Consider the following 19,929-nt stretch of genomic DNA (forward strand, 5'->3'; position numbering starts at 1 on the left):
GAATGTCAGAAACGGTAACGCCAGGCGGCAGAGATAGCCCATTGGTCTTTCTCGCCCCCAACTAGTTGAACTTTTTTGTCGGTAAAACTGGCATTTAGATCCAGCCAACCGTTCATTACCTCGGTACCATAGCTGGTTTCGACAACGGCAATGTCTTGGTCTTTCGTCGGCAAATACGCAAACACGCTGGTATCCGTTACCTTTGCCCCCTGCGCGCCATCCTTGTTCAGGCGCGCTGCGGTGAGGCTGATACCAAGGTTACTGCCATCGTGGAAGAAATTGAACACACCCAAAGTCAGGGCTTCCGCATCTCCATCTATGCTCGCGCCCATGCTGCGACCGTAGTAGTGATAGCCGGTTTGGTACCGAAAATGGTCGTAGGTGATATTCGGCATCGGATCACCCAGCACATCATCGGCCAGGGTATTGGCGTATTCCAGAAACCATTGCTGATCCTGGGAAAAGAGGGAGCTGGTCCAATCCGAACCGAAAAGCCAGGATTTTCTGGCTGGGAAAGCGCCCGCTTCATCTTCCCCCATCATTTGGGTGTAAATCCCCATACTCTGCTCGCCGACAGCAAAACCGTAACGAACGTCGATGCTGCCAAGCTGGTTGCCGGGATCGTTCTCGGCTCCGTCCTGCGAGTTGTCCCGGCCGATCAGGATGTCCCAAACAGTAGAGAGGTTTTCAGGCCTTCCCTCTCCGCCAAACATAAGTATTCTGGACAGCCCGACATCAAGACCGCTGACCGGCCGGAATCCAAAACGCATCCCGATCAACTTGGTATCCGGCACTACGCGGTTGCTTTCCATCTGACCGGCAAACACGCTGAACTGCCAGGGTCCGATCCATTCAAGCCACTTGGATTGCGGAGCGGTTGTCTCGTTGCGGTTGAGCCACGCAGAAGGCAGAGGCCGGGCATTATTCGATAAAATCAGGCTGTGCTGCCATCCTGGCCCCCACCATCTGTCTATCGCTCCCGCACCCAGCACCCAGTTGTTGACCGTGGCAGCGAGGTAACTGCCATCCAAACGAAAAGTGTCGTCGTCTTCCGGATTCGCAGAGACCGAGGGACTCAGGCCGAATGCCCAGTGCGCTCCCTGCCACTGAAGATCGAGGCTGAGTTCACCGGTTTGTTCTGGCTTATCGGCAAAACTCCGCAGAAGTGAAGGCTCAGTTGTCCCCGCCACTCTGGCCTCAGCCCGGAATCCTGCCGTCGCATTCTGCTCCATTTCGAAGCGGAGATATGCCCACTCGCTTCCGGCAGCCGGATCGCTAGCCAAGGAGGATTTCTTTACACCACTGTGGACATCGGCCCAGGAGACCGGCCACGTGGTCGCTACCCTTTCGAGGTGACCACGGTCTGCAAGCTTTTGGAGGGAATATCTGGCGCGAACATCACCAGGCTCGAGCCAGGGCGAGGCGATTACGGAGAAGCTGCTCAGACACGCTACCGCCCCACCGACCAGGGCCCAGTGTTTTAAGGTCATGAAATTAGGTTATCTATAAAGCGACGGGAAACAGGCAAAAGGAAGGGGACAACTGACTCCCAACTGTTTCCCTGTCGGTAGATGAATGTACTGTTTCAGAAGCGTGACGATTTTACGGCAATGTCTATGACAAGCAAGTGACAAAAAGTCTGACGCATGGGTTATCAGAGAGTTGGCAGCGTAAAGAATTGTTAAAGGTTCGGACCCACAATTACTTTGATCAAATGCCAATCAAACAAGATGCGCACTCAAGCTTTGATTGATGACACTGGCACCTTTACTTGCTGCTGCTTTTGCATAAAGTTGATCAGCACTATGGCGCGAGCCTCGCCATCATAAGCCTGAAAAATGGCATTGATGCCTGTAAACGGCCCTTCCTCGAGCTGAACAGCCTGGCCTGGCTTGATGCCGCCCTGCTCCGTCACTGAATCCAGGCTTTGCTTTACATGCTGGATCACATCATCACTGATAGCTGCAGGCTTGTTAGCAAAACCCACAATCCTCAACACCCCGCGAGTAGAGCGAAGCTTTGCCCACATTGGATCGGTTTGCTCGAGATTTACGAACAGGTAACCGGGAAATAGCGGCTCAAGTTTCTTAGTGCGCTTACCGGCTTTGATTTTCTCTACGGTAATTTTCGGGTAGAAGCAGACAATCTCCTGATTCTGGAGATGTGTAAGGGCGCGATCGCCCTGGGCGGGTTTGTGCTGGAGTGCATACCATGTCATGGCTGAGGAATGTACCAGCTTCCCGCTGCGATGAAATACGGATTTAACACATCTTGTTTACCGTATTTCAGCGGCTTGCCATCCACGGTCTGAACTTTCCCACCTGCCGCCACCAACACGGCCTGTCCTGCGCCTGTATCCCACTCGCAAGTTGGTCCCATACGTGGATAGATATCAGCATGGCCCTCGGCAATACGGCAAAACTTTAGGGCACTTCCAGCCTGTACCAGTTCGTGCTCACCAAGCTGATCAATAAATGCTCGAGTTTCAGGGTTCAGGTGGTTCTTACTGGCAACCACGCGCTTTACGTCCTTGGGCTCTGCCACCCGAATCCTGTGAACTTTGCCGGTGCGATCACGCATGTGAGCGCCCTCACCGACCACGCCCCAGTAGGCTTCTTTCAATGCGGGGGCAGTAACCACCCCCATAACCGGCTGACCATCCTCAATCATCGCAATGTTAACGGTGAACTCCCCTGTCCGCTGCGTGAAGTCCTTGGTGCCGTCGATGGGGTCCACCAGCCAGAACCGGCGCCACTGCTTACGCTCTTCCCAGGGGATATCCTTGCCCTCTTCCGAAAGGATGGGGATATCCGTGCTTATTCGGCGCAAACCCTGGGTTATGATTTCGTGGGCTGCGGTGTCTGCAGCCGTTATAGGGGAATCGTCTGCTTTGTAGCTCACCTTGAAATCAGACTGATAGATATGAAGCACTTTTTCACTGGCCTCGTCTGCTACCTTGATGACGTCCGGGAGAATGGAGCTGTAATGCATGCGATTCGCTTCCTGCTTCAGATCAAAACGTTATGAACTATGATGAGTAATAGTAACACTCCCTTAACGAAGAACCAGAAGGACGCCTCTATGAAACTTCGCTTCCTTGGCGGAACAGGCACAGTCACCGGCTCCCGTTACCTGCTCTCGGATGACAAGCACCGAGTGCTAGTGGACTGTGGTATGTACCAGGGCGTGAAAACCCTGCGCCGGCGCAACTGGGCGAAGTTTCCGGTGGATCCGTCCACCATTGATGCTGTAGTGCTTACCCACGCTCATATTGATCATTCCGGCTACCTGCCAGCCCTGGTGAAAAACGGCTTCAAAGGCAAGGTCTACTGCACCAAAGCCACTCATGAATTGTGTAAGGTTTTGCTTCCTGATGCCGGCTTTCTTCAGGAGGAGGATGCGAAATACGCCTTCCGCAAAAAGTTCTCCAAACACGAGAAGCCGGAGCCGCTGTTTACCGAAAAAGATGCGTGGGAGGCCCTTAAGCACTTTGAATCCCTCCACTACCATGAAGCGTTCGAGCCAGTAAAAGGGTTCCAGGTAACCTTCACGCCCGCGGGGCACATTCTGGGCTCTTCCTGCGTGCATGTTCATCACAAGGGTGCCGACCGAACGGTTGTGTTCAGTGGGGACGTTGGGCGACAGAACGACGTCATTATGCGGCCACCGGAGCCATTGCAGAAAGCCGACGTGCTGGTCTGCGAATCAACTTATGGGGATCGAGCCCATGGCGAGACAAACCCTGAGGCGGCGCTCGCTGAAATCATTACCCGCACCGCGGGGCGCGGAGGTATTGTGCTTCTACCGGCGTTTGCCGTTGGGCGCGCGCAAATGCTGCTGTATGTCATTCACAAAATTATGAGTAATGGCAAGATTCCCCACCTGCCCGTGTTCCTAAACAGCCCGATGGCCATCAAAGCCACGGAGATCTTCTGCAAGCACCATAAAGAGCACAAACTGAATGCCGCTCAATGCGAGCTGATTGATCAGAAAACCACGTTTGTTCGCAAGGTAGAAGAGTCCATCGAATTGGACGCTGTGCGTTATCCCTGTGTCATTATTTCTGCCAGTGGAATGGCTAGTGGTGGGCGGGTCCTGCACCACCTAAAGACCTTACTGCCGAATCCCCGGAACAGCATTGTGTTTGCGGGTTTCCAGGCACCAGGTACCCGTGGAGATGCGTTGGTAAATGGGGCGGAATCGGTGAAAATCCATGGGGAATATTGGCCAGTCAAAGCTGAGATTCATAACCTGGATTCGCTTTCTGCTCATGGGGATTACAACGAAATCCTGACTTGGTTGGAGCAAGGCACGATTAAGCCACAGAAGGTTTACGTCACTCACGGGGAGATGGTCGCGAGTGACGTTATGCGGAAGCGGATTCGTGATAAGTTTGGCTGGGAAGTTGAGGTGCCGGAGTTGTTTGAAGAGGTGGAGATATAAAGCCTCTCAATAGCCATAACCTTGCTAGAGAGAACAACTTTCTGGCAAGTATAGCGATTGCCAATTTGCCACAACCGCCGAATTTTCGAGCTTGCAAGACCACACCCCTGCCGCCGTTCTTTCCAACCTGATAACCAGCCCATGTAAATGGGGTTGTGACGTGCCACCCATCGTCACCACTAAGTGACCAGACCCGTCAGCGTTAACTGCTCCAATGTCAGTGGCCGCTGTCGCTGTCGTTAAGTCAGATGGGCTGACTCCTAAATCTGAATTGGTAACAGCCCCGTTATACAAAACCTGACCTTCGAAAGCAGCTTTATAACGCGAAAGCTCCACAACTGCTCGATTTATCTAACTTTTCGCCAAATACTTCTGATAGATGGGCACCGAGAACGCTGCAAGAATTCCAATAATTGCAACAACAATCATGAGTTCTACCAGCGTAAAACCATCCTGTTTTCTTACCATAATGTCACTCGCAACCAAGTTTGAAACGCCTACCGGATACATCGGAAGCAAGACTTCGGCCAATTTTAACGATGACTCGCTCAGAAATTCTTTAGATATCATCAACTCGGGAACCTCGAGCAATAGACTCCTGGATTGAATTACTAAAGACTGCCTCAGCAAGAATATTTTGGAGGAATATGATTCACCGGAATCTCATTAAAAATCGCATCTACCAAGTTCTTGCTTAAAAGCAAAACCATTATTTCTGAGCAAGACAATATCCGAATTGAGAACTCTTATGAATCTCGGGTATTTTCTCTTCAGCTGTCTATAACTCAAACAGGCATCAAATTCTGAACCAAGCATACCTAATAGCGTTAATCTTGTGAGCGCGAGCGGATTCGGCTGCCAAGCTAGAATATTCTTAGCCTCTAAAATCTGTTGTGAGATCTGTGTAGGCTCCGGCAAAAAGCGATAATATCTAACAAGAACTGCATCGCCACCGTACAGACTGTTACTTCCGAGCGAATACAAGGTTCTTTTATCATTTACGCTTACCTCTTTTTTATTGAAAATTTCTGTAATTTCAAAATAATGAAAAACTGTACTATAGATAACAACACAAAACACAGAGCCAAGCATAAATGCTGAAATTTTTGGCACGAATGTCGATGAGCACTTTACAGGCAATTCATCATCCAATAGCGTAACAAAAATCAGAAACACAGCCAAAAAATAAAAATTCCAAAAAGGGTACTCAAGCATACTATAGGAAAGGAACATCAAGATAGCCGACGAAACGAAGAACCAACTACAATCTTTATCTTTCTTTAAAATCAAACGAAAAACATAAAAAAGCATTAATCCTACGACTAAAAATCCAACCCAACCCCACTCAACTAAAGCCGATATCATAAGGTTGTGAGGATGATCCCACATCTTATCAACACCACAATCTGTCATTTCAGCCATATCACGTTGGAAACTGAAACTTGAATATGTGCCCAAACCTTGGCCTAGAGCCTCCACCTTCCCAGAGGACAAAAATTGCAGAGTCTTCTCCCACTCGCACAAACGCTCATTTGAAGAAAAGTCAGAGAATCGTTCGATACTTCTTTCGCCGCCACCCTGCTCGCTAGAAGTCCACGCAGAGGTATAGTTTGTCAGCGTTTCATCAATAAAGGGCGTCAACCCATAGCCCGCGATCAAAATCAGAATAAATGAACTGAGACCGAAAGCAATTCGTTTGCGCGAAACCTGAAATCCAAACAAAATAACCGCAACAGAAGCCACAATAAAAACTAGGGCATAAATAGCTGCGGACCTTGAGCCAGTTAAAAAAATTGCAAATATCAGAAACACAGAAACCAAAAAAAATAAAGACCTGGAAAGTCGGAACTCATAAAAAAGAAAGAGTGAGCTTAAACACCCTAGCGATAAGCTAAAAGCTGTCATATTTGACTGACCTAGAGTTCCTGATAGCCTAGAGCCACCATAATTTGCCCATGGAAATATTAACTCTAAAAGTCCGTAATACTGAATGAGACCGACAAGAACTTGGAGTAGAGAGGAAAACACTAAAGCCCAAGCAATCAAAATTGCAAGCGAATCACTTTCTAGCTTGTTTTTTACTATTCCTCCAAGCAGGAGAGCACACAACCCAAAAACCCAAAATAACAAGTGCCAAAGCCATGTAGACGACCTCGGCAGATCATTTGAAAAACCAACAAAAAGCCATAGAATTCCCAGAGCTGCCCAGAGGAATACGAACCTCGTAACAGAAAATTTCTTGTTAATTTCCAAAAGAACAAAAACCAATCCTAATATTAGAAAAGATGCCGCGACTGCCTGCTCTATAAAATTGGTAAATGGATAGAAATGAGCAAAAATTAAAGGAGGAAAAAATAAAGTTATAAATATAATAAAACGCATCACTCCTCCTAACCCCTACAAATCAATTAATAAAATAAATCTTGTAAAAGTCGTTACTACGCTTTCACACCAAAACAATTTAAGAGGAAGAAGCTTAAATTGAAGACCACGAATCCACGACCGGAAACACCTATAAAAAAGGGCGCTCAAGAGCGCCCTTTACAAATGCTTCGGATCTTTAACAACCAGCAGGAATAAAGCTGGGATCCCAACCGGCACCGGCAGCGCCTTGGCTGACTGAGCAAGACCATGCACCGTTTGCGGTACGGCTAATTGTTACGGTAGCACCATCAATCGCAGTACTAGCGCTTTCACCAAGAGTTGCGACCATGCTGCCTGCACCAGTGCCGTCGAAGTTAACGACGAACCCATCGATCAAGCTCGACTCAGTGAAGCCGAGGTTGTTGTTAGCGGCACCTTCTGTGCCACTTGGGGTGACGCCCCGCATCAGGTTTTCCTCAGCAGAAGTCTTAAGTGCAGAAACCTCACCAACAACGCGGTTAACCTGTGACCGTGCAATGTAATCCTGGTACTGCGGGATTGCGATTGCAGCCAGGATACCGATGATCGCAACAACGATCATCAGTTCGATGAGGGTAAAACCCTTCTGAGCATGATTGATTTGAATATTTTTCATTTATCGACCTCTGTGTTTGTCGTTGATCAACTCTTTCTGGCCCGGGCCCGGTGGAGTCGCGCCCCGTGACCGGTGTTTTGAGCCTGCAGCAATCAATGCACTCGCTGTGCCAATATCAATGGCACGTGAAATTTCGAAAAATAGGCGTTTTGTTTCAGGGTCCTGCGGGGCTTTGTGAGCAAGATCACAAAAGGGACTTGGGCTGGTTCAGCTGCCCGATGGCGTCATTGAGTGACGTTTTTGGTCACTGTTGTTCGAGATGGTCTGGAGTGGTAATTGAAAGTGGGGTCAGAAGAAGGCTTTCTTCTGACCCCGGTAAACCGCGCCTTTCCAAATGAGTGCTGGCCATCTAAACTCAGTGCAATTGACAAACCCCCGATTCAGTTACTTAGGCTGCGCTCTTTACTTAATTTATGTCTACCAATAAAAGCAATATCACGCTCACGGGCCTTGCGAGGCGTTTCGTAGATGACGGGCTGCTGGACGAGTCAACCGCAAAAGACGCTTTTTTGCAGGCATCCCAGAACCGCATTCCATTGATCACCTATCTTACCCAGAACAATCTCGCAGACAGTTCCAGGCTGGCTTTTTCGGCAGCTATGGAATTTGGGGTTTCGGTTCTGGACCTTTCCGCGTTTATGCCGGAAATGATGCCCGAGAAGGTAGTTGACGAGAAATTAGTTCGGAAACATAACGCTCTTCCCCTATACAAACGAGGCAATCGTCTGTTCATTGCCGTTTCCGATCCAACCAACATCCAGGCACTGGATGAGATCAAGTTCAATACCGGCCTGAGCACCGATGCGATATTGGTGGACGACGCTAAACTTCGGGAAGCCATCGACAAGTATCTGGAGTCTCAGGACACCACGATGGGTGATCTTGATGACTCCGATCTTGAGGGGGTTGAGACTGAAGGCGGTGAGCAAGAAGACGAAGGCGCTGTTGTTGCCAGCGAGGTGGACGACGCCCCTATTGTAAAGTACGTCAACAAGATGCTGCTCGATGCGATTCGCGGCGGCGCTTCGGACATTCACTTCGAACCTTATGAAAAAGTCTATCGGGTAAGGTACCGCACGGACGGTATCCTGAAAGAAGTTTCGCGCCCCTCAATTAAGCTGGCTCCGAAGATCTCCGCACGCGTAAAAATAATGGCCCAGCTGGACATTTCCGAGAGACGCGTGCCCCAAGACGGCCGGATCAAGATGAAGCTGTCCAAGACCAAAGCCATCGATTTCCGGGTAAACACCCTGCCCACTCTCTGGGGTGAGAAGATCGTTTTGCGGATTCTTGATCCCAGCCAGGCGAAGCTGGGCATTGATGTGCTGGGTTACGAGGCGGACCAGAAAGAGATGTACATGGATGCCCTGAAGCAGCCGCAGGGCATGATCCTGGTGACCGGCCCTACCGGCTCCGGTAAAACAGTTTCTTTGTACACCGGCCTGAATATTCTGAACACCCCGGATATCAACATTTCCACCGCGGAAGACCCGGCGGAAATCAACCTTGAAGGCATTAATCAGGTAAACGTGAACAACCGTGTGGGGCTGGGCTTTGCCGAGGCTCTGCGGGCGTTCCTGCGTCAAGATCCGGATGTAATCATGGTGGGTGAGATCCGGGATCTGGAAACGGCCAATATTGCGATCAAAGCGGCGCAAACCGGGCACCTGGTCCTCTCCACACTGCACACTAACAGTGCTGCAGAAACACTTACGCGGATGATGAACATGGGCGTGCCCTCGTTCAACATTGCCACCTCGGTAAGCCTGATTATTGCCCAGCGTCTTGGCCGCAGGTTATGTAGCGCCTGCAAACAACCCTTTGAGGTGCCGAAAGAAGTGCTGGTAGAGGAAGGGTTCACACAGGAACAAATTGATACAGGCTTCACGTTGTACCGCCCCAAGGGCTGTGATAAATGCAATGGAGGATATAAAGGCCGCGTCGGGATTTACGAAGTGGTCAAGATTACCGACGAGCTGGCGAACATGATTATGGAAGAAGCCAGTTCCATCAAAATTGCAAAGCAGGCTCAGGCCGAAGGCTTCCGTAACTTGCGTCAGTCAGCCCTTATGAAAGTGATTGAGGGCGTGACCAGCCTTGAAGAAGCTAACCGCGTGACGAAGGATTAAGCATGGCAGAGAAAGCACAGAAGCTGGAATCGTATGTTTGGGAAGGGAAAGACCGTAAGGGTAACAAGTCCAAGGGTGAATTAACGGGCTCCAACTTGGCGCTGGTTAAGGCACAACTTCGAAAGCAAGGCATTATTCCGGACAAGGTCAAGAAAAAACCCAAGCCACTTTTTGGTGGTAGCAAGAAGATCAACCCTTTCGACATTGCCATGCTGACTCGTCAGCTTGCAACCATGATGAAGGCTGGTGTGCCTTTGGTTCAGAGTTTCGACATTGTTGCGGATGGCCTAGAGAACAAAGGGCTCCAGGAACTGGTAATGAGTATCCGGAATGACATTTCATCAGGTACCAGTTTCGCAGGCGCATTGCGTAAACATCCTAAGTATTTTGATGATCTTTACTGCAACTTGGTGGATTCTGGTGAAAAGGCCGGTGCGCTTGAGGCAATGCTCGACCGCATTGCGACTTACCTTGAGAAGACAGAGCTTCTCAAGAAGAAAGTCAAGAAGGCAATGACTTACCCGATTGCCGTTATCGTCGTTGCTGTTATTGTAACATCGATTCTTCTGGTGAAAGTTGTCCCGCAGTTTGAGAGCCTTTTCCAGGGGTTTGGCGCTGAACTTCCTGTTTTCACCCAGTTTGTAGTAGAGCTTTCGGAGTGGTTGCAAAGCTGGTGGTTCGCGGTCTTACTGGGAATTGTGGGAACCATTTTCCTGTTCAAAGAGGCAAAACGGCGCTCACAGAGGTTCTCGGACTTGGTTGATAAATACGTTTTAAAGCTGCCCATTGTTGGAGAGATCCTCGATAAATCTGCAGTTGCCAAGTTCGGTCGAGTTCTTTCCACTACCTTTGCTGCCGGCGTACCTCTAGTCGATGCACTTGACTCGGTAGCAGGCGCCACAGGTAATGCAGTTTACCGGGATGCCGTCGATCGCATTAAGAACGATGTGGCCAGTGGTACCCAGCTTCAGGCCTCCATGCGTCACCAGGATATCTTCCCGGTTATGGCCGTGCAGCTGACAGCCATTGGCGAGGAATCCGGTAACCTCGATGAAATGCTCGGCAAAGTTGCAGAACATTATGAGGCAGTGGTCGACGACATGGTCGATAACCTGACGGCCCTGATGGAGCCGATGATCATGGCGGTACTGGGTGTTCTGGTTGGTGGTTTGATCATCGCCATGTATCTGCCGATCTTCCAGATGGGTCAGGTGGTTGGTTAAACCCCTCTCCCCCTCTCCCCAACCCCTCTCCCGCTCGGGGAGAGGGGCTTAACTGCCGATAGTTGAGCAATTTGATGTTGAGTCTCGAAACTTTTCTCGCCACTCCCTGGCTTGTTTTTCTTTCCGTCACCCTCGTATCCCTCTGCATCGGCAGCTTCCTGAATGTTGTCATTCTGAGGCTACCTAAAATGATGCATCAGGACTGGCGCTGCCAGTGCGAGGAATTCCTTGAGCTGCCGGAGAAGCAGCGTAAGCAGGAAGAGCGGATTACGCTCTCCAAACCGGCTTCCACCTGCCCTTCCTGCGGCCATGGCATTCGGGCATGGGAAAATATTCCGGTGGTCAGCTGGCTGGTTCTTCGGGGCAAATGCGCCTCGTGCAAGGCGCCCATTTCGCCCCGTTATCCGATCATTGAGGCCGTTACCGCGATTTTCTCGGTGGTGACCATTGCTGTCATCGGGCCGAATGAGTCGGCGCTTTGGGCGCTTCTGCTGGTTTGGGCCCTGGTTGCCCTGACCGTGATTGATTTCGACACTCAGCTTCTGCCGGATAGCATCACCCTGCCCCTGATGTGGTTGGGCCTGGTGCTGAATTATTTTGGTGTGCTTACGGACTTCAACAGTGCCTTTTGGGGTGCCGTAGCCGGTTATCTCTCGCTTTGGTCGGTTTATTGGCTGTTCAAGCTGGTTACCGGCAAGGAAGGCATGGGGCATGGTGACTTCAAATTGCTCGCCGCGCTTGGCGCCTGGCTGGGGTGGCAGTTGTTGCCAGCGGTGATTCTGCTTTCCTCGGTTGTAGGTGCCGTTGTGGGTATCAGCCTGATGGTGTTCAAGAAGCATGGGCGGGAAGTTCCGATTCCGTTTGGGCCCTACCTCGCGACGGCGGGGTTGATTTGTCTGTGGTTTGGCAGTGAGATTCAGGCGTTCTGGTACGGATTCCTGGGAGTCTGATTCATGAAGATTGTTGGCCTTACCGGCGGGATTGGTTCCGGAAAATCCACTGTGGCTCGCCTGTTCGGTGACCTGGGCGTGCACTGGGTGGATGCGGATGATGTTGCCCGGGAGGTGGTTGAGCCGGGGACGCCCGCGCTTGTGCGGATTGCGGAGCATTTTGGGGAGGAGATTCTGACTTCTGACGGTGCTTTGGATCGGGCGCAGCTTCGTGGGATTGTTTTTGAGAAGCCTGAGGAGCGGGTTTGGTTGGAGGGGCTGTTGCATCCGATTATTCGCGGGGAATTGGTTAGGCAGTTGAATCCCCCCCTCTCCCCCAGCCCCTCTCCCGCGAGGGGAGAGGGGGGTGAATACGAGCTTCCTTATGTGCTTCTGGTTTCGCCTCTTCTTCTTGAAACCGACCAGCATGAGTTGGTTGATCGCATTGTGGTGATCGACATTCCCAGAGAAACCCAGATTGAACGCACCATGGCCCGGGATACCAATTCCCGGGAGCAGGTGGAGCGGATCATTGCGGCTCAGATGTCCCGTGAGGATCGGCTGGCGCGGGCGGATGCGGTGATTGATAATGATCGCCCTCTGGATGATGTAACGCGTCAGGTGCGGGAGCTGCATGAAAGGTTGTTGGTGGATTTTGGCTGACTGTTTTTTCCGCTATCGTTTTGCAGGTATTGCCGCTGCACTTTCTCTGACGTTCTCTTCCCCAGGCCACAGCATCGAGCCGGTGTTTGAGGTTCGGGAACGCTCTGTGGCGGAGATTCTGTCTCCAGCTCAACTGCCGATCGGGTTCTACACGTTTGAGCCTGATGAATACTGGGCCGATCCGCGGGATTCCTACTGGCTCAAATTCAGCAACTGGGTACTGCGCCAGGAGCGCCTGCATGGTCAGAAAATCCAGTCGGTTGGGCAATGGGCTGACCGGACCTTATCGGGCAGTGAACACAACCTGCCCAACAACGAAAGCTATCTGCGAATTGGCTTTGCGACGGAGTCCGAATACGGCGATCCCGCTCAGTTCGAGCCTGAAGCGCGGTTCCGTATCGATATTCCGACCACCGAGCAAAAGCTGCGCCTGGTTATCGAGAGCGAAAGCGAGGAACTGATTCCACTCGGCGAGCGCCAGCGGGACCGGCAGCTCACCGAACCGGAGCGTTCCGATACAGAAGCGACGGGCGCGCTGCGTTACCTGACCCAGATTGGCGATGCCATCAACTTTTCTAACGATGTGGGTGTGCGCCTGCGGCTCCCCCCGGATGCCTTCTGGCGGGCAACAGCTGAAAAGAGCTGGCGCCTGGACGACAAATGGGTGCTGAACGCCCAGCAACGCTTTTACTATTTTCACCAGGACGGCTGGGGCGAGCGAACCTGGATTGGCGTTGGGCGCCCGGTGGGCAATGACTGGTATTTTCACTCGTCTTCAGAACTGGAGTGGGTTCACAACGACAAGGAATTTGTTGCGGCTCAGATATTCAGCATGCGTAAGCGCATGAATAACCGCTTGATTGTAACGCCCCGGCTGGGTGTGCTTGGGGAAAGCAAACCTTCCTGGCGCACCACATCAGCGTTCGGCGATCTCACGTTTCGTTACCGTCTACACAGCAACTGGCTGTATGCGGAGCTGATTCCAGCACTGGAATCCCCCCGGGAGGAGAGCTTTAAAGACCGAGCTTCTGTGGTATTTCGGGTGGAAATGTTTTTCTCCGGTATCATTGAGGATGATCGTTTGTAATGCCAAGACACCCCTCGAAACCCGCGACCGAGGCCCTTACTCTCACGCCTATCGCCATTACCCGCTCATGCTTTCAGGACAAGTTCGGGGTGCCTCGCCAGCCGGGGTTGACCCGTCATGCCCGGGCCGAGCTGATTATCCAGCCACCGTTTGACCGTGAAGATGCCTTCCGTGGGCTGGAGACCGCCAGTCATCTGTGGCTGACCTTCCAGTTTCACGAGGCGGTGCGGGCGGAATGGCGGCCAGTGGTGCGTCCTCCACGCCTGGGTGGCAACCGCAAGATGGGGGTGTTTGCCAGCCGCTCACCGTTTCGCCCCAACAGTCTTGGTCTGTCGGTGGTGCGCAATGAGGGGCTGATTCGCAGAGATGGCGAGCTTATCCTGCGCATCAGCGATCATGACCTGATCGAAGGCACACCAATTCTCGATATCAAACCTTACCTTCCCTTTGCCGATTCCGTGCCCGAGGCTACCCTGGGCTGGGCAGATTCGCCGCCAACGGAACGGCTGGAGGTGGTTTTTCTGCCGGAAGCGGAGGCGCAGATCCGTCAGCTTTCATCGGAAGACTATCCGGAACTGCGCCCGCTGATCGAGGATGTGGTCGCATACGATCCACGTCCCTCCTTTCGTAGAGGTCGGGAGGAAGAGCGCATTTACGGCGCGCATCTGTACGATTTGAACGTGCGATTCCGATTCGTGAATGATCATTCACGGAAACGTGTCGAAGTGCTGACGGTCTGTTAAACTGCTTTTGGTGATTTTGTAGTCGACACAGGGAATATGTGCCTTGCCTTCAAAGCGGTTCTTCAAACGATTGGGAATACGACCACTGGCGGCAAGGTTGCTCGCCTACGTATTGCTGTTCAGCCTTTTTCTGTCTCTGGTGGCAACGGGCGTTCAGCTGATCGGAGAATTCGAGCGGCGCAAGAACGATCTGCTGAATGACCAGACACGGGCCGCGGAGTTGGTTTCCGGGAGCATGAGCAACAACATCTGGCTGATGAATTTCAGCGAGGTGGCCAACAGCCTGGATGATATGAAAGCAGTGCCCGCTGTCCAGTACGGGCGGGTGGTGACCAGCACCGGCGAAACCTTCAGCACCGGCACTTACCCTGAGGGCCGGGTCATATCGCAGACCTTTCCACTGGTTTTCGACCGCTCCAACAACCGCAGTCCTGAAAACGTTGGCACACTCACCGTCACCTCCTCCATAGACCAGATCTACACAGACCTGCGTAACCGCGCGTTCCTGAACCTTTTGTTTCAATCCATTGTTGTCATGCTGGGCACCCTGGGCTTGCTGGTGATCGTTCGTTTAACGCTTACCCGGCACCTGGAATCCATGGCCGATTACGCCGCCCGGCTGAATCTCGACGCGCTGGTGGACCCACTGAAGCTGAAGCGCAAGGCGCGGAAGACGCCGGACGAACTCTCGGAGCTGGAGCAGGCCCTGAACAAGATGCGCCTGCAGATCCTTGAGGACACCCGTTCCCTGCGACAGACCACGATCCAGTCCCAGGGTGAGCGGGACGAGGCGGTGCGGGCCAACCACGCCAAGAATCAGTTCCTGGCCAATGTCAGCCACGAGCTGCGCATTCCGCTGCAATCCGTGCTGGGCTACGCCAATCTCCTGACGGATACGCCTCTGGATCAGGAGCAGCGAGAGTATGTGCAGACGCTGCTGAGTGCCTCGGAGAGCCTCTCTGCCATCATCAACGATCTGCTGGATATCTCCAGCATGGAAGCCGGCAAGCTGGTACTGGATGACATTCCCTTCGATCTTCGGGAAACCCTCAATGATCTGGTGCACATGCTCGGCGCCCGCGCCCGGGAGAAGGGGCTGGCACTGGAGCTTCGGATTGACGAGAACCTGCCCTGGGCCCTGAAAGGCGACCCGGTGCGCATTCGCCAGATCCTGCTGAACCTCACCTCCAACGCCATCAAGTTTACCGATTCCGGCCATGTGCTGATCAGCATTGAGATGCTTGGCCGCCGGGACGACAAGGCACGCCTTCGCATTGCGGTCGAAGATACCGGCGTAGGGATCAACCCGGAAGATGTTCCCCTGATTTATGAGCCCTACGTGCAGCTGGGCCAGCAGTTCCAGCGCCAGTTACCGGGTGCCGGCCTGGGCCTGACCATTTGCCGCCAGTTGGTGGGCCTGATGGACGGCTCCATGGATCTGGAAAGCCGGCCCGGCGAGGGCTCTACCTTCTGGATGGAACTGACCCTGCCCGTGGCCCCGGAGAATGCCGCCCGGGTTCGGCCGGATACCCGGATGGTGAAAAACCGCCGGATTCTGGTGGTGGATTCCTATGAGCTGTCCCGCAAGATTACCCTGGAGATGCTGTCCCGGCACGAAGTGCACATTGAGGCGGTGAAATCCGCCGGGGAGGCGCTGACATCCCTGCGCACCGCGTTCGATGGCCAGCAGCCGTTCGACGCCATCATTCTGGATGGGTTTGTACCCGATATGGACAGCGACCTGCTGTGCCGGCAGATTCGCAGCAATCCGTTGTGGTCCGATATGCGCCTGCTGATTCTGTCATCCAATCCGCAACGGGGTGACGCCGAACATTTCCGGCAGGCAGGTGCCGATGCCTTCCTGAGCAAGTCGCTGCGGGAATCCTGCCTGACGCCAATTCTGAACCAGTTGTTTGCCGATGCCGCCAAACAGGAACGGCGTTTCCTGACCCGGTTTTCCCTGCAGGCGGTTACCGATACCGCCAGGCGCCGGGAACTTCCCTGTGGCCGGATGAAGGTGTTGCTGGTGGAAGACAACCCGGTCAACCGTACCCTGACCCGCCGCCTGCTGGAGAAACTCGGTTGTGACGTGATGACCGCCAACGATGGCGAGGCTGCCGCCAGCCTGTGGCAATGGCATCCCTTCGACCTGGTGTTCATGGACTGTGTGATGCCCCGCGTGGACGGTTTCGAAGCCACCCGACGCCTGCGGGAGTGGGAAAAAACCCACAACCGCGCGCCCATCCCCGTGGTCGCTCTGACCGCCAGTGCCATGGAAGAAGACGAGGAACGCTGCCGCCGGTGCGGGATGGATTCTTTTGTTGCCAAGCCTGTCAATATTGAAATGTTGCGGGCAGTACTGGAACAATATTGTCAGGCGTCTGCTGCCTCCTGAAAGCTGTTTTCTAAAATCAGGGCACAGACATCCAGACACGTTTCCACTACCCGAAGGCAACCATGAACGTTGAATGCCCAACCTGTAAAAAGTCCGTGGAATGGACCGAGACCAACCCCTGGCGCCCTTTCTGTTCCAAGCGCTGCAAACTGATCGATCTGGGGGCCTGGGCCAACGAGGAATACCGGGTACCCGCAGAGAACGCTTCACCGGAAGATCTGGACCAGGGCGGCGATACCACCCGGCACTGACCTGCGAAAAATGAAAGTTAACGGGGACTTACCGGCATTTAAGTTGAGTGGCCCGGAACACCCCGTTAACATACCGGCAATTCTGCTAAAAACGTAACGAAGGTGCACATATATGAAAGCGTCCCGGATTTCCCTGATGATTCTCTCACTGGCTGCCGCGCCTGCCTTTGCAGGGGATGTCGACCTTAGCCTCACCAACGATTCGGTGAAGGGCCAGGTAAATTTCTTCGGCACCAACAACGACCTCCAGCTTGGCACCGGTTACACCTACCGCGAAGGTGGCCGCGATATTTTCAACGTTGATTTCCATGCCCAGGGCCGCACGGCAATCGGCAACCTGCCCACCACAGCCGGCATCGGCATGAGGGGTATCTATTGGGATCAAAGCCGCGCCGATGGCGGTGCTGTCGGTCTTGGCGGTTTTGCGACCGTCAATATCCCGGATGTCCCTGGCCTGTCGTTCACCGGTGGCCTGCACTACGCCCCCAGCATTCTCTCGTTTGGCGATTCCGATGATATGACCAGCCTTGAGCTGCGTGGTAGCTATCGGGTTATCCGCAACGCCGAGATTTTCGCCGGCTATCGCTATCTGAACACCGATATCGAGAACTCCTCACGAGACGTCAATCTCGATGAAGGCGTTATGGCGGGCATGAAGATTTTCTTCTGATTCCTGCCTTTTCTGAAACGGGCCCGGTGGGGCCCGTTTCGTGTTCCCTCCATAACCCTTTCGTGCTTTTCCTCACGCTTTCCCGAGAATCCCACTGTTAGACTGTTTGCCTGTATTTTCTGCACGGATAGCCAGGCATGCGATTCACACTCGGTTTATTGCTCTCTTCGACTCTATTACTCACCGCCGGATGTGGTGGCGGTGACGATGCCATTGAGGGGGCGGCTAGTCAGCCCAATGACTTCGCAGGCAACAAGAACCCGGTGGACGATTTCAGCTCCGGCAACACCGGCGATTCCACCAACACCGGGGGCCTCGCCAGCAACGAAGTCCGGGTAACCATGGAGGTACCGGGTGGTGTCACCAGCGAGGGCGAGCCTACCCGCCGTAACCTGAGAATCGTACCGCCGGACAGGGTGAGTGTTTACTACACCAATCAGGCCCTGTCTGTGCTTGATGAACCCGCGATTTCCACGCGCACCGACAGCGAAGGCTTCACCATTATCGAATTCACCAATGGCCTGCCCCTGGGTCCGGATGTGATTATCGATGCCAGTTACGGCAACACCCGCATGCGTGCCCTGGCCGCCGATGCTGACCGGGATGTGAAGGTGAATCCCTTCTCCGAGTACCTGGTGCGCAATACGCTCAGCAGCTACACCGCCGGCGAGTTCCAGACCATTATGGATTGCGTTGCCGATGAGGGCGGCGAGCCGTGCCTGAACAAGTATGTGTGGTCTACCCTGGCCGACCAGGTGCACGACTTTGAAATTGAGATTCCTTCCAATGTTGGCCTCGGCGGTGCCCTGGATATTCTCGAAGATCGGGGAGACTTTGCCCGTTACGTGAGCGCAATGGCCGACTACGCGGTGCTCGATGAGACGTCCTCGGGAAAGATAAGCGCCAGTTCCGCAGACTATAATTCGGTATTCCTGGGCATCGAGTTGGGGCAGACTTTTCTCGAGTCTACCCTGAGCGGGTCCGGACAATGGGGTGTTCGAACGGCCCAGGAAGAGGTGCTGACCGATGATAATGGCACCGGCTATGTCTATCCGGCTCTCACCCTGACCAGCTTTGATGCCTTCAACATCCGAGTGACCTCTCTGGCCAACGATATTCCATACGATCGCGAGGCTCTGATTCACCAGGCGGGAAACGACTTCTTCGTGCGGGGCTCTGAATACTGGGAACGGAACACTCATTCTTCATCCCCCGGAGCAGCCACGCTGTTGGAAGACACCCGCCTGCTGGCAGGCCGGGCCCTGTATCAGAGCATTACCGGCCGGGGCAGCTCGAAAATTATTGGCTGGACTCGCAATCCCTACTATCTGGACGCCTTCACAAGCGCGCCTGAGGATGAAACCACTGGGCCCGACCGGGTGATCAGCGGCTATTTCAGCGCTGGCAAAGCGATCGAGCTGGAAGCAGACGGCGACCAGTTGCGGCGGCTGGGTACTCTGGAGGATCAGTATCTGTCGGTTCTTGAGGTCAACCTCCTCAGAAAGGAGGGATTCGACGCCGACAGTCTGAATGGCCGCGACTACAACATGCTGTATCTTGGAACCCGATTCAGCGACGAGACAACGCCTCTCACCATCGAAACAGGCGTTGGCCAATGGCAGATTTCTGGCGGTACAGTTAACCAATCCCAGAGCTTTACGTCATTACAACGAGACAGTTCAGGCACTGTCTCGACGGACTCCAGCGGTACCCGAGCAGAATCCTGGACCCTGAGCAACCGAACCTCGCGGCTCAGCAACGGGGATGTGGATATCGGACGACTGAACCTTGACATCACCACCGCTTCCGGTGATTTCCAGCAGCCAGATATTGGTGTCGGTGCCAGCACCCCGGATGGCACCCTGATGGCATTCAACCTGGACGATAGTCCCTTGGGCGACGGTATCCTGATTGCCGCGGAACAAACCGCGAACACCGCACCGGCTACGGGACAGTTCAGGCTTCAGGGCGTGGCCCTGGCCCTGACATCGCAGACGAACCGCCTCCGACATTTTGACAATGCCCTGCTGACCATCGAATCCTCAAGCTCGGCAACACTCTCGCCGACTTCGCTGACCAGCACCCATTCCGTTGATGACGAGACCGTGACAAAACCTGCGCTGGAGAGCCTGGCGGACATCGACCTGGCGCTCAGCCAACTGGGCGACGGGAGGGTAGAGTTCACCTCAGGCAACCTTGTGCTTGAGGGTTTTCACACCGCCAGTCAGGACCAGTTCTATTTGCGTTTCCGATCCACAGGGGGTGGTGAGGAACAGATCGGTTTGCTTGTTGCAACACGACTGCCCTGACGGCAGTGGCATCCGACAAAACCCAACTGGCAAACGCTCTCGTATAACCTGTTATAATCATTGCTATA

At 53.4% G+C, this 19,929-nt stretch carries 18 protein-coding genes; 11 read left to right on the forward strand and 7 right to left on the reverse strand.

Features of this window, described 5'->3' with window-relative positions:
* Nucleotides 1-5: 5 nt before the first annotated feature.
* The 3 genes from AC13E3_RS21845 to cysQ form a co-directional block, all read right to left on the reverse strand.
* The gene (locus tag AC13E3_RS21845) at nt 6-1,490 is read right to left on the reverse strand and encodes a capsule assembly Wzi family protein (protein ID WP_482902536.1); all 1,485 of its coding nucleotides are present in this window, start codon (nt 1,488-1,490) and stop codon (nt 6-8) included.
* A gap of 248 nt (nt 1,491-1,738) precedes the next feature.
* A complete protein-coding gene (rfaH, locus tag AC13E3_RS21850) occupies nt 1,739-2,218 on the reverse strand; it encodes a transcription/translation regulatory transformer protein RfaH (RefSeq protein WP_482902537.1) in 480 nt (159 codons plus the stop codon).
* Nucleotides 2,215-2,991 carry a 3'(2'),5'-bisphosphate nucleotidase CysQ gene (gene cysQ / locus AC13E3_RS21855; protein ID WP_482902538.1) on the reverse strand — a complete coding sequence of 259 codons (777 nt, stop codon included), beginning with the start codon at nt 2,989-2,991 and terminating at the stop codon, nt 2,215-2,217. Before cysQ ends, rfaH begins: the two co-directional genes overlap by 4 nt.
* Nucleotides 2,992-3,081: 90 nt before the next feature.
* Here cysQ and AC13E3_RS21860 point away from each other — a divergent pair, with 90 nt between their 5' ends.
* Nucleotides 3,082-4,443, forward strand: coding sequence for an MBL fold metallo-hydrolase (locus AC13E3_RS21860; RefSeq protein WP_482902539.1), 1,362 nt, complete (start codon nt 3,082-3,084; stop codon nt 4,441-4,443).
* A gap of 24 nt (nt 4,444-4,467) precedes the next feature.
* Here AC13E3_RS21860 and AC13E3_RS21865 read toward each other — a convergent pair whose 3' ends face one another.
* The 4 genes from AC13E3_RS21865 to AC13E3_RS21880 all read right to left on the reverse strand — a co-directional run bounded on the left by AC13E3_RS21865 (nt 4,468) and on the right by AC13E3_RS21880 (nt 7,462).
* On the reverse strand, nt 4,468-4,779 hold the full coding sequence (locus AC13E3_RS21865; protein ID WP_482902540.1) for a pilin: 312 nt from the start codon (nt 4,777-4,779) through the stop codon (nt 4,468-4,470).
* Between the two features lie 15 nt (nt 4,780-4,794).
* Nucleotides 4,795-5,034 carry a pilin gene (locus tag AC13E3_RS21870; protein WP_482902541.1) on the reverse strand — a complete coding sequence of 80 codons (240 nt, stop codon included), beginning with the start codon at nt 5,032-5,034 and terminating at the stop codon, nt 4,795-4,797.
* A 75-nt stretch (nt 5,035-5,109) separates the two neighbouring features.
* Nucleotides 5,110-6,825: a PglL family O-oligosaccharyltransferase gene (locus tag AC13E3_RS21875; protein ID WP_482902542.1), complete on the reverse strand. Its 1,716-nt coding sequence runs from the start codon at nt 6,823-6,825 to the stop codon at nt 5,110-5,112.
* Nucleotides 6,826-7,003: 178 nt separating this feature from the next.
* Nucleotides 7,004-7,462 (reverse strand): pilin, encoded by a 459-nt coding sequence (locus tag AC13E3_RS21880; protein ID WP_482902543.1) that lies wholly within the window; start codon nt 7,460-7,462, stop codon nt 7,004-7,006.
* A gap of 413 nt (nt 7,463-7,875) precedes the next feature.
* On the opposite strand from AC13E3_RS21880, the gene pilB reads away from it, so the two are divergent.
* The 10 genes from pilB to AC13E3_RS21930 all read left to right on the forward strand — a co-directional run bounded on the left by pilB (nt 7,876) and on the right by AC13E3_RS21930 (nt 19,861).
* Nucleotides 7,876-9,591 (forward strand): type IV-A pilus assembly ATPase PilB, encoded by a 1,716-nt coding sequence (gene pilB / locus AC13E3_RS21885; protein WP_482902544.1) that lies wholly within the window; start codon nt 7,876-7,878, stop codon nt 9,589-9,591.
* Between the two features lie 2 nt (nt 9,592-9,593).
* Nucleotides 9,594-10,814, forward strand: a complete 1,221-nt coding sequence (locus AC13E3_RS21890) for a type II secretion system F family protein (protein ID WP_482902545.1) — start codon at nt 9,594-9,596, stop codon at nt 10,812-10,814.
* A gap of 74 nt (nt 10,815-10,888) precedes the next feature.
* Nucleotides 10,889-11,764, forward strand: a complete 876-nt coding sequence (locus tag AC13E3_RS21895; RefSeq protein ID WP_482902546.1) for a prepilin peptidase — start codon at nt 10,889-10,891, stop codon at nt 11,762-11,764.
* A gap of 3 nt (nt 11,765-11,767) precedes the next feature.
* Nucleotides 11,768-12,406, forward strand: coding sequence for a dephospho-CoA kinase (gene coaE / locus AC13E3_RS21900; RefSeq protein WP_482902547.1), 639 nt, complete (start codon nt 11,768-11,770; stop codon nt 12,404-12,406).
* Nucleotides 12,399-13,493, forward strand: coding sequence for a hypothetical protein (locus tag AC13E3_RS21905; protein ID WP_482902548.1), 1,095 nt, complete (start codon nt 12,399-12,401; stop codon nt 13,491-13,493). Before coaE ends, AC13E3_RS21905 begins: the two co-directional genes overlap by 8 nt.
* Nucleotides 13,493-14,236: a tRNA (N6-threonylcarbamoyladenosine(37)-N6)-methyltransferase TrmO gene (gene tsaA / locus AC13E3_RS21910; protein ID WP_482902549.1), complete on the forward strand. Its 744-nt coding sequence runs from the start codon at nt 13,493-13,495 to the stop codon at nt 14,234-14,236. Before AC13E3_RS21905 ends, tsaA begins: the two co-directional genes overlap by 1 nt.
* A gap of 43 nt (nt 14,237-14,279) precedes the next feature.
* On the forward strand, nt 14,280-16,631 hold the full coding sequence (locus AC13E3_RS21915; RefSeq protein ID WP_482902550.1) for a response regulator: 2,352 nt from the start codon (nt 14,280-14,282) through the stop codon (nt 16,629-16,631).
* 62 nt (nt 16,632-16,693) lie between these two features.
* Nucleotides 16,694-16,882, forward strand: coding sequence for a DNA gyrase inhibitor YacG (gene yacG, locus AC13E3_RS21920; RefSeq protein ID WP_482902551.1), 189 nt, complete (start codon nt 16,694-16,696; stop codon nt 16,880-16,882).
* Nucleotides 16,883-16,994: 112 nt separating this feature from the next.
* On the forward strand, nt 16,995-17,552 hold the full coding sequence (locus AC13E3_RS21925; protein WP_092030965.1) for a YfaZ family outer membrane protein: 558 nt from the start codon (nt 16,995-16,997) through the stop codon (nt 17,550-17,552).
* A gap of 137 nt (nt 17,553-17,689) precedes the next feature.
* On the forward strand, nt 17,690-19,861 hold the full coding sequence (locus tag AC13E3_RS21930) for a hypothetical protein (protein ID WP_482902552.1): 2,172 nt from the start codon (nt 17,690-17,692) through the stop codon (nt 19,859-19,861).
* Nucleotides 19,862-19,929 lie beyond the last annotated feature (68 nt).

The sequence above is a fragment of the Marinobacter sp. L-80 genome (assembly GCF_056859395.1).